General features: G+C 71.5%; 9 protein-coding genes. 6 read left to right on the top strand and 3 right to left on the bottom strand.

The window, feature by feature from the left end; translation table 11 throughout:
- Positions 1 to 192: 192 nt before the first annotated feature.
- From bagG to bagI, 4 genes are all read left to right on the top strand, one after another.
- Positions 193 to 1,569, top strand: coding sequence for a bagremycin/ferroverdin biosynthesis FAD-dependent oxygenase BagG/FevA2 (gene bagG, locus ACFV5H_RS16560; RefSeq protein WP_385053814.1), 1,377 nt, complete (start codon positions 193 to 195; stop codon positions 1,567 to 1,569).
- 130 nt (positions 1,570 to 1,699) lie between these two features.
- Positions 1,700 to 2,071: a bagremycin/ferroverdin biosynthesis copper chaperon BagZ/FevE gene (gene bagZ, locus ACFV5H_RS16555; protein WP_385053817.1), complete on the top strand. Its 372-nt coding sequence runs from the start codon at positions 1,700 to 1,702 to the stop codon at positions 2,069 to 2,071.
- A gap of 34 nt (positions 2,072 to 2,105) precedes the next feature.
- The gene (gene bagH, locus ACFV5H_RS16550; RefSeq protein WP_385053820.1) at positions 2,106 to 3,029 is read left to right on the top strand and encodes a bagremycin/ferroverdin biosynthesis o-aminophenol oxidase BagH/FevF; all 924 of its coding nucleotides are present in this window, start codon (positions 2,106 to 2,108) and stop codon (positions 3,027 to 3,029) included.
- Between the two features lie 174 nt (positions 3,030 to 3,203).
- A complete protein-coding gene (gene bagI / locus ACFV5H_RS16545) occupies positions 3,204 to 4,157 on the top strand; it encodes an AfsR/SARP family transcriptional regulator BagI/FevR (protein ID WP_385053823.1) in 954 nt (317 codons plus the stop codon).
- A gap of 87 nt (positions 4,158 to 4,244) precedes the next feature.
- On the opposite strand, the gene bagJ is transcribed toward bagI, so the two are convergent.
- The 3 genes from bagJ to bagL all read right to left on the bottom strand — a co-directional run bounded on the left by bagJ (position 4,245) and on the right by bagL (position 7,640).
- A complete protein-coding gene (gene bagJ, locus ACFV5H_RS16540) occupies positions 4,245 to 5,603 on the bottom strand; it encodes a bagremycin/ferroverdin transporter BagJ/FevB (protein WP_385053826.1) in 1,359 nt (452 codons plus the stop codon).
- Positions 5,600 to 7,048 (bottom strand): bagremycin/ferroverdin biosynthesis FAD-dependent oxygenase BagK/FevA1, encoded by a 1,449-nt coding sequence (gene bagK / locus ACFV5H_RS16535; protein ID WP_385053829.1) that lies wholly within the window; start codon positions 7,046 to 7,048, stop codon positions 5,600 to 5,602. Before bagK ends, bagJ begins: the two co-directional genes overlap by 4 nt.
- A gap of 94 nt (positions 7,049 to 7,142) precedes the next feature.
- Positions 7,143 to 7,640 carry a MarR family transcriptional regulator BagL/FevM gene (gene bagL / locus ACFV5H_RS16530; RefSeq protein ID WP_385053832.1) on the bottom strand — a complete coding sequence of 166 codons (498 nt, stop codon included), beginning with the start codon at positions 7,638 to 7,640 and terminating at the stop codon, positions 7,143 to 7,145.
- Between the two features lie 60 nt (positions 7,641 to 7,700).
- Here bagL and bagM point away from each other — a divergent pair, with 60 nt between their 5' ends.
- Both bagM and bagN read left to right on the top strand, forming a co-directional pair.
- Positions 7,701 to 8,348, top strand: coding sequence for a bagremycin/ferroverdin biosynthesis UbiX family decarboxylase BagM/FevK (gene bagM / locus ACFV5H_RS16525; protein WP_385053834.1), 648 nt, complete (start codon positions 7,701 to 7,703; stop codon positions 8,346 to 8,348).
- Positions 8,345 to 9,850: a bagremycin/ferroverdin biosynthesis UbiD family decarboxylase BagN/FevL gene (gene bagN / locus ACFV5H_RS16520; RefSeq protein ID WP_385195369.1), complete on the top strand. Its 1,506-nt coding sequence runs from the start codon at positions 8,345 to 8,347 to the stop codon at positions 9,848 to 9,850. Before bagM ends, bagN begins: the two co-directional genes overlap by 4 nt.
- Positions 9,851 to 9,983: the final 133 nt, after the last annotated feature.

The following is a 9,983-nucleotide window of genomic DNA, read 5'->3' as shown; positions in this document are numbered from 1 at the left end:
TGGGGGGGGGCCCCCCGGGGCCCCCCCGTACCCCCCACCGGGGCCCCCCCGGCGGGTTCGGGGCCCCGGCCGGGGGGCCGCGCCGGGGGCCCCCGCGGCCCGAATCCTCCTCAAACGGGGGATGGGCCGCGGCCCCCGCGGTTGGAACAGTCGTCCCATCCCGACAAACAACCGGGTCCGGGAGGACTGAGGATGACGACAGGCAAGAGCATCGTGAAGCCGGCCGCGACGGAACTCTCCGAACGGCTCCGCGGACGGGTCCTGCTGCCGGGAGACGACGACTTCGGCCATGAGCTCGAGGGGTTCAACCAGATCACCGAGCACTCCCCGGACCTGGTCGCGGTCGTGGCCGGAGCCGGGGACGTGCGCGAGGCCGTGGCCTTCGCCGCCGCCCGCGGGATGCCGATCGCCGTCCAGGCCACCGGCCACGGCCCGTCCACCGCGGCGGACGGCGGGTTGCTGATCAGCACCCGACGGATGCGGGACGTGAGCATCGACCCGGCCACGAGGACCGCCCGGGTCGAGGCCGGCGCCCAGTGGTTCGAGGTGGTCGAGGCGGCCGCCGAGCACGGCCTCGCCCCGCTCAACGGCTCTTCCCCGATCACCGGAGTGGTCGGCTACACCCTCGGCGGCGGCCTCGGACTGATGGCCCGCAAGTACGGCTACGCCGCCGACCACGTCACCGCCGTGGAGATCGTCACCCCCGACGGGCAGTCGCACCGGGCCACCGCCGACCAGGACACCGACCTCTTCTGGGCCGTGCGCGGCGGCAAGGGCAACTTCGGCGTCGTCACCGCCCTCGAGTTCGGCCTCGTACCGGTGTCGCGACTGTACGGCGGCGGGCTCTTCTTCGCCGGCGAGTCCGCCGCGGAGGTGCTGCACGCCTGGCGCGTGTGGACCACGACCGTGCCCGAGGAGCTCACCTCCTCCCTGGCGTTGCTGCGGCTGCCGGACGTCGAGGCGATCCCGCCCTTCCTGCGCGGCCGGTTGACCGCGCACGTCCGGATCGCCTACCTGGGCTCGGCGGAGGACGGGGACAAACTGGTCGAGCCGCTGCGCGCCTCGGGTCCGCTGGTCGTCGACACCCTGGCCGACATGCCGTACACGAGGAGCGGGGAGATCCACAACGATCCGGCCGAGCCGATCCCCTACAACGAGCGGTCGATGATGCTCCGTGAGCTGGACGGGGCGGCGACGGACGCGCTGCTGGGGCTGGCCGGTCCGGGCGCCGACTGCATCGACCTGGTGGTGGAGCTGCGGCAGCTGGGCGGTGCGGTCGGCCGGCCGCCCGAGGTGCCGAACGCCGTCGACCACCGGGACGCCGCGTTCGCGCTGTCGACCCTCTCCCTCCCCGACGACCGGCCCCCGCTCGTGGTGGACGGCATGGCCGCGTGGGGCACCGGACGCCGCTACCTCAATTTCCTGGCCAGTCCCGACACCGCGGACCTCACCGAGAGCGGTTATGAACCGGCCACTTTCGCCCGGCTGGCCGAAATAAAGGCGAAAGTTGACCCGGCCAATCTTTTCCGATTCAACCACAACATCGCGCCGCGTTCCTCCCGGATCTGACCCGGGAACGGCCGCGCGGTCCCGGTACGGCCGCGCGGTCACCGGCGCGATATCCCTCCGATACATCCCGCTGGAAGGCTGGCGGGGACGTTTACCGATGTTCGGCAGATTATCAACGGGGAGGACAAGCGTGAATCGACGTGACGTGATGAAGGGAATAGCGGGCGCGGCCGCCGTCGTGACGGCGCCCGCCGCCGTCATCCACGCGGGCAACACCTGGGCCGCCGCGAACGACGACGCGGCCGCGCCCCAGGCGGCCGAGGAGTCCGGGGACCTCTACACGGAGCAGTACAAGGGCCGCACGATCACCGTGTCGAAGAGCAGCGAGAAGGTGCACATAGACGGCAGGGAGCTGCACCTCATGAAGCTGGGCGAGGGCGCCTACCTCAGCTCGATGTGCCACTACCGGTACGAGCCGACCCCGCTGGCCGCCGGCCGCCAGGCCGTCGACGAGCTGCGCGGGGCGAACCTGCTGCCGTCCGCCGGTCACCACCACGCCTGACCCGGCCGCGAGAGAACCGAGAAGGAAGAAGCCGATGGTTCCCGTTCGCAAGAACCACCTCAACATGACCGCCAGAGAGAAGAAACGCTTCATCCGCGCGCTGCTCCGCGTTAAGGAAATAGGCGTCTACGACGAGCTGGTCCGGATCCACATACGGATCAACTCGGGCGACTACCTGGACAAGGACGGCGGCGTCGGCAAGCGCTGGGGGCACATGAGCCCGGGTCTGTTCCCGTGGCACCGCCAGTACCTGCTGGTCCTCGAGAGGGCCCTCCAGCGGGTCGACCCCACCGTCACCATCCCCTACTGGGACTGGACCAAGGACCAGAGCCAGGACTCGCCGCTGTGGGCCGACGACTTCATGGGCGGCAACGGCCGGCCCGGCGACGGCAAGGTCATGACCGGCCCGTTCGCCCGCTGCAACGGCTGGAAGCTCAACGTCAGCGTGGTCCCGGTCGGCGACGAGCACCCCGCGTTCAACGGCAACTACACCGCGGACGACCGGGACTACCTCGTCCGCGACTTCGGCACCACGAACCCCTACCTGCCCACCGCGAAGGAGCTGGAGGACACCCTCGCCATCCCCACGTACGACACTCCGCCCTACAACTACACCTCGGGCTACGGCACCGAGACGCAGTCCCTGCGCAACCACCTCGAGGGGTACGCGAAGTTCCCCCACGAGGCCAACCTCGGCAAGCTGCACGGCGCCGGCCACACCTGGGTCGGCGGTCACATGCTGTACATCGGGTCGCCCAACGACCCCATCTTCTTCATGCACCACTGCTTCCTCGACAAGGCCTGGTCGATCTGGCAGCAGCAGCACCCGGACGTTCCGCAGTACCTGCCGGTGGAAGAACACCCGGACGTCCCCTCGCTGCACACCGAGCTCGCGCCGTGGTACACGATGACACCGGCCGATCTGCTGGACCACACGAAGTTCTACCGCTACGAATAGTTTCCCGCAGGACCGGAGAACGGCAGTTGCCATCGGCCTTTGCGTAACGCCGATGGCAACTGCATCAGCACTCGTGCGGACGCTCGCTCGTCCGCATCTGACGTTCCGCACATCACTACCGGGGGTATGGATATGTGCGCCGACTACGCATTCCGAATACTTGGCCCGCTGCTCGTGACCAACGGGGGAGAAAAGATCGACATAAGCGGGGTCCGCAGGCAGAAGTTATTGGCGGCGCTGCTGCTCCAGCCGAATCAGATGGTCAGCCTCGACCGGCTCGTCGACGCCATGTGGGACGACAAGCCGCCCGCGTCCGCCCACGGACAGATCCGTATCTGCGTCTCCGGCCTTCGCCGCCTGCTCAGGGGGAGCGAGCGCGACAGCGTGATCGAGACGCACCCGTCCTGCTACCGGATCAGCGTGCACGGCGACGCCCTGGACCTGTTCACGTTCGAGCGGATGGTCTCCCAGGGGCGGGCCATGGTCCGCGACAACCAGCTGGAGCGCGCCGAGAGGCTGCTGCGGTCCGCGCTCGCGCTGTGGCGCGGACCGGTCGCGGCGGGCCTCGACAGCTCGGCGCTGACCTCGCTCGTCGTCAGGCTCCACGAGGACCGGCTGACGGTGCAGGAGGAGTACTTCGACGTGGCGCTGAGGCTGGGACGGCACCAGCAGATCATCGGCGATCTCACCGGTTTCGTCACCGAGAACCCCTTTCGGGAGCGCGCTTGCGCCCAGCTGATGCTGGCGCTGTACCACTCGGGCCGGCAGGCGGACGCCCTGGAGACCTTCCGCACCGTCAGGATGCGGTTCTCCGAGGACCTCGGTATCGAGCCGACCCGGGACCTGCACGTCCTGCACCAGTCGATCCTGGTCGGGCGGCTCTCCTCGACGGCGCCGCTCTCCTCGGACGTACCGGCGCCCCCTTCCTCTCGCTCCCACGGCCACCAGGGCCGTCCGGCCCACGTCGCGCTGCTCTCGCGGACCTCGCCGAACACCGTCACGGCCGACCCGATGGAGCAGCTGCGCCTGGAGAACGACCAGCTCCGCGTCGAACGCGACGGGCTGCGGCGGATCCTGTCCCTGTGGCTGGATCTGAACGGCAGTGATCCGTGCGCGGCGGCCTCCTGAACCGGTCCACGACAACGCCCCTCCCCCGGTCCCCGACGAAGCGGACCGGGGGAGGGGCGTCCTCATGTCCTCGCCGGCACGGCCCGGTCAGGCTTCCTGCTGCGCCCGGGCGGGCGGGAGCATCAGGGCGGTCAGACCCGCGAGCAGCGGGAGCGCCGCGACGACCGCGAGCGCGCTGGTGAGGTCCATGTGCTCGGAGAGCGTTCCGGCCGCGGCGGAGCCGATACCACCGCCGACGAAGAACAGCAGGTTGAGCACGCCCATGGCGCCGCCGCGCTTGGCGGGCTCGAGACGGCTGGACAGCACGGCGGTGGTGAGCACCTGGGTGGCCGCGAACGTCGCCATGCCCATCGACGTGCCGATCAGCATGACGACGATGCCGCCGTCGACGAGACCGACGATCCCCAGGAACACCGCGCAGCTCACGGCGGTCCCGGCCAGCAGCAGGCTGCCTCCCCTGCCGACGGTGAGCTTGCTGGCCACCCGGGCGGCCACCGCGCCGACGACCGCGCCCGGCAACAGCCAGGCGCCGATCTTGAACACGCCCCAGCCGTACTGCACGGTGAGGATCTGCGGCACCGCGTACATCGCGGCGAACAGACCGGCGTAACCGCCCACACCGATCATCGCGGAGACCAGGAAGGTCCGGTCGGTGGCCAGTTCACGCGAGAGGAACCCGTCGGGCCGCCTGCCGATGTGCGCCACCAGGCCCGCCGCCGACAGCACGAGGAGCACGGCGAGCGCGATGACCAGCGGAGTGCCGAGGTCGAGGGAGGACGCCTGGATGAGCAGGAGCAGCGAGGTGGCGCCGGTGCCCAGCAGGACGCCGCCCATCACGTCGACCGCCTTGCCGTAGCCGGGGCGGGAGGCCGCGAGCTCCAGGCAGAAGGGCACCAGCAGCAGGGAGAGGGCCGGCAGCACCAGCGTGAGCCGCCAGTGCATCCAGTCCGTCACCATGCCGCCCATGAGGGTGGCCGTGGAGGAGAAGAGCGCCATGGACGCTCCGAAGATCCCCAGGATCTTCGTACGGTGTTCGGGCGCCGCCGACGACGCGAGCGTGAGGGCGCTGGAGGTGATGGCGCCGGAACCCGCCGCCTGGACGAACCGGCCGGCGATCAAGGTGCCGAAGTTCGGGGCGACCAGGCACAGCACCGCGCCGACGGCCAGGAACAGGGCTCCGGTGAGGAGGGTGTTGCGCACGCCCCACTTCTCGGAGAGCCGTCCGAAGAACGCGGTGCCCACGCCGAGCGCGAGGGCGTGCGCCGTCAGCACCCAGCCGGCGACGGCCGGGCGGACCTCCATCGACATGGCGACATCGGGCAACGCCACGCCGGCGGCCGTCACTCCGAAGATCACGGGGCCGAAGAGGGCTCCGAGCCTGAGCCCGGTCGCACCCGCACCGGGTGTGCTTCGCGGCGGGGCCTGCACCGCGCTGGTGGTCGTCATCGAGAGTCGTTCCTTCCAGGGTTCGTAAGGTGTGCCGAGTCGGCGTATTCAGGGGGTCGGAGGCTCCGCACGCGGGGGACTCGCACGCTCCTCGCGCGCGGCAGGATGTTGTGGTCGAACCGGAAGAGGTTCTCCGGGTCGTACCGGGCCTTGATCTCGCCCAGCCGTGCGTAGTCGGCGGGCTCGTAACCCCGCTCGGACAGCCGGGCGGTCCCCGGTCCGGCGAGGAAGTTGAGGTGGCTGCGTCCCGTTCCCCGGTGCGCCATGCCGTCCACGACGTGCTCCGGGCGTCCGCCGGGCGGCCCGAGCGTGGTCAGGCAGTACGCGGCGTCCCGGTGGTCGACGGCGCCCGGCACCGCGGCCGGCCGGCCGAGCGCGCCGCCCATGTGCCGGACCTCGACCACGCTGTCCGTGCAGTCGCTGCCGGGGCCGGCGAGGCGGAGCAGGTCGTCGGCCGCGTCCGGGCCCAGCTCGCGCAGCATGACCGAGCGTTCTTCGTAGGGGAACGGGGAGGCCGGATCGCCGTGGATGTCCGCGAAGCGGGTGTAGGGCATCTCCTCCAGCGTGTCCACGAGCGTCGGGGCGGCCTTGCGCAAGGGCTTGACCAGCCGTTCCCCCTCGTCGCCCGGGCCGAGGTGGGCGATGCGGACGTGCACCACGAACCCGCCGCGCAGGAAGGGCGGGACCGGCTCCCGGTCGGGCATCCGCAGCAGCGCCAGGGAGGAGGCCGTCGCCTCCGGCACGGACTCGGTCCACGACCGCCAGGCGTGCAGCACCTCGGCGGCGGTGTCACCGGGGAAGAAGAGTCCGCCGCCGTAGAGCCGGGTCACCGGGACGAGCCCGAACTCGACGGCGGTCACCACACCGAAGTTGCCCTTGCCGCCGCGCAGTGCCCAGAAGAGGTCCGGGTGCCGCTGCGCGGTGACGGTGCGCGGCCGTCCGTCGGGAGTGACGATGTCCACCGCGGTGACGTGGTCGGCGGCGAAGCCGTACGCGCGGGACAGCAGCGCCAGTCCCCCGCCCAGGGTGTAGCCGACCACTCCCACCAGCGGCGAGGAGCCGTTGAGCGGGGCGAGTCCGTGGACGGCGGCCGCGTCGACGACCTGGTGCCATCGCGCGCCCGCCTCGGCCCGGGCGACCGCGGCGACGGGGTCGATCGTCACTCCGGCCATCCGGCGGGTGTTGATGAGCAGTCCGGTCCCCTCGGTGACGCGTGAGGGGCCGTGGCCGGTCGCCTGGACCGCCGTCGGCAGTCCGGTCTCGGCCGCGAAGGCGACGGCCTTGCGCACCTGTGTCGCGTCCCGCGCTCCGAGGGCGATCGCGGGCCGGTGCCGCGAGACCCGGTTGAATCCGGCGGTCTCGGCCGCGTATCCGTCGTCCCCGGGCCCGAACACCGGACCGGACAGACGACCGGCAAGCCTTCGCGCGGTTGCCGGTCTGTACATGCGTCAGCCCTCCGGGACGGAGCCAGTCGGTTCGCTGATCACACTTCCAGCGCCGGCTCACAGGGCCCATCCCTCCATTGAGGGGAAGTGGGCGTCAGGAGTGCGGACTCCCCGGTTCCGGCCGCCCGGGTCCGTGCGCGCCGGAGGAGGACTGCACCGGCATGTCGCCCAGGACGCGGAGCATCTCGACCAGTTGCCCCGTCCGCCGCTCGCCGAGCAGCTCCTCCACCCGCGCGTGCAGTCGCGCGGCCTCCCCGACCGCCTCCGTCAGCCGCCGGCGGCCGGCGTCCGTGAGGCCGACGATGCGGCGCCTGCGGTTCGCCGGGTCCATCTCCTTGGTCACCAGCCCGCGCGCCTCCAGGCGGTCCAGCAGGACGGTGAGCGTGGAGCGGTCGATCGCCGCCAGGGCCCCGAGCGCGGACTGGTCCAGGCTGCCGTGGTCGTCCAGGGCGAGCAGCACAGCGAACTGAGGGCTGGTCAGGTCGGGCAGGCGCTGCTGCCACAGCGCCGTCCACGCCTGCCCGGCCCTGCGCAGCTGATGTGGCAGGGCTTCTTCCAGTTGTGGCCGCGGCCGGGGGCTTGCGTTCGTCATGACGGTCAGTATATTCAGTACAAGGATATTCCGTACACGGAAGATTGCGGTGGAGGCAGGATGCGACTGATCGTGGGAATGACCGGTGCCACCGGCGCGGTGCTGGGCGTGCGGCTGCTCACCGAGTTGCACAGGAACCCACGGGTGGAGACGCATCTGGTGCTCAGCCGCTGGGCGCGCGCCACGGTGGAGCTGGAGACCGGCCTGAGCGCCCGCGACGTGGCCGCGCTGGCCGACGTCACCTACTCACCCGACGACCAGGGGGCGGCGATCTCCTCCGGCTCGTTCCCCGCCGACGGCATGGTGATCGTCCCGTGCAGCATGAAGACGCTGGCCGGCATCCGGGCCGGGTACGCCGAGGGGCTGATGGGCCGCGCCGCCGACGTGACGCTCAAGGAGCGGCGCCGGATGGTGCTGGTGCCGAGGGAGACCCCGCTCCACGAGATCCATCTGGCGAACATGCTGGAACTCGCCCGCATGGGTGTCTCGATCGTGCCTCCCATGCCCGCCTTCTACAACCGCCCGGAGTCGGTCGACGACATCGTCGACCACATCGTCATGCGCGTTCTCGACCAGTTCGGCCTCGAGACCGCCGGAGCCCGGCGCTGGGACGGCTTTCCGCGGCCCTCGGCCGGGCGGGCGGCCCCCGCGGCCGGCGTCCCCGCAGTACGCCACAACGGCTCGAAGCAGAGGAGCGCCCGTTCATGACCAGCCCCACGACCGACCCCACGACCAGGCCGGTGATCCGGTTCGGCGAGCTGCGCGGTTACCTCGACGCGCTGGAGGCCCTCGGTGACCTGCACCGCGTCACGCGGCCGGTGAGCGCCGACCTGGAGGCCGCCGCGATCAGCCGGTTGTCCTGCGAACGGCAGTCGCCCGCCCCGCTGTTCGAGAACGTGGAGGGCGTCGCTCCGGGCTTCCGGCTGCTCGGGGCGCCCGCCGCGCTCAGTGCCGCCCCCGGCAAGCCGCTGGCCCGGGTCGCGCTGTCCGTCGGACTGCCCGCCGGGACCACCGCGGCCGAACTGGTCGACCACCTGGCCCGCACCCGCGACGCGCGGCCCGTGCCTCCTCGGCCGGTCGCGCGGGAGGACGCGCCCTGCAAGCAGAACGTGCTGCTGGGCGACGACGCCACCCTCGACCGTTTCCCGGTGCCCCGCGTCCACGAGTTCGACGGCGGCGCCTACGCCAACACCTGGGGGATCATCGTCGCCAGGACGCCGGACGGCCGGTGGACCAACTGGTCCATCGCCCGGATCATGCTGATCGACGGCAAGCACATGACCGGCCTGGTGATACCGGCGCAGCACATCGGCATGATCTGGCAGGAGTGGGTGAAGACCGGCAGGCCGATGCCGTACGCGCTGGTGCAGGGCGGCGACCCGGCCATCCCGTTCGTCGGCGGCATCCCGCTGCCTCCGGGGGTCGACGAGGCCGGCTACATCGGGGCGCTGCACGGCGAGCCGGTCGACGTCGTGCGGTGCGAGACGGTGGACCTGGAGGTACCCGCGGGCGCGGAGATCGTCATCGAGGGGCACCTGTCCGTCGGCCGCGACGCGCGGGAGGGTCCGTTCGGCGAGTTCGCCGGCTACGGCTCCACCGAGACGTCGATGCAGCCGGTGTACACGGTCGAGGCCATCACCCACCGCGACGACCCGATCTGGCCGTTGGTGGCCGAGGGACGGCCGGTGGACGAGTTCCACACCGTGACGGGCGTCGGACAGGCGGCCGAGGTCCTGGCGGAGCTGCGCGCCGCCGGACTGCCGGTCACCACCGCCTGGTCGCCGCTGCGCGCGGCGTCGCACTGGATGGTGGTCACCGTCCCGCAGGACTGGCGGGAGCGGCTGCCCGGCGTCGACTCGGCCGAGCTCACGCACCGGATCGGCAAGGTGCTCTCCGAGTCCCACTCGGGCCGTGCCACGGCGGCCACCTTCGTCCTGGACGACGACATCGACCCGGCCGACGACACCGACCTGTTGTGGGCACTGGCCACCCGGATCCACCCGCTGGACCGGTCGGAGGCGTGGTACGGCTTCGTCCACCCGCTGCTGAACTGCTACACGCACGAGGAGCGCGCTCTCCAGTCCGGCCCGATCGTCTTCCACGACGGGCTGCTGCCCGCCCCGGGCGAGGGCCGGCTCCCGCACAGCTCCTTCGCCCAGGCGTATCCGGAGCGGATCCGGCGCCGGGTCCTCGACCACTGGGACGACTGACACCGCATCCCGGACCATCGCGGTGCGGGTGAAGGGTCCCTCCGAACCTGGATGGAACACGTGAACACTGAGCAACGGCACGAAGGACCCGGGGCCCTCCCCCGCGGCGCGGCGGTCCGCCCCGGGGACGGCC

Origin of the sequence: Streptomyces sp. NPDC059787 (assembly GCF_042732315.1) — a bacterium.
GTDB lineage: Bacteria > Actinomycetota > Actinomycetes > Streptomycetales > Streptomycetaceae > Streptomyces > Streptomyces atrovirens.
The sequence above is the reverse complement of the archived record's forward strand: the minus strand, read 5'-3'. Positions and strand labels throughout refer to the sequence as shown.

Coding starts and splice junctions, on each gene's coding strand:
- bagG (WP_385053814.1), top strand. CDS start 193: ATGACGACAGGCAAGAGCATCGTGAAGCCGGCCGCGACGGAACTCTCC.
- bagH (WP_385053820.1), top strand. CDS start 2,106: ATGGTTCCCGTTCGCAAGAACCACCTCAACATGACCGCCAGAGAGAAG.
- bagJ (WP_385053826.1), bottom strand. CDS start 5,603: ATGACGACCACCAGCGCGGTGCAGGCCCCGCCGCGAAGCACACCCGGT.
- bagK (WP_385053829.1), bottom strand. CDS start 7,048: ATGTACAGACCGGCAACCGCGCGAAGGCTTGCCGGTCGTCTGTCCGGT.
- bagL (WP_385053832.1), bottom strand. CDS start 7,640: ATGACGAACGCAAGCCCCCGGCCGCGGCCACAACTGGAAGAAGCCCTG.
- bagM (WP_385053834.1), top strand. CDS start 7,701: ATGCGACTGATCGTGGGAATGACCGGTGCCACCGGCGCGGTGCTGGGC.
- bagN (WP_385195369.1), top strand. CDS start 8,345: ATGACCAGCCCCACGACCGACCCCACGACCAGGCCGGTGATCCGGTTC.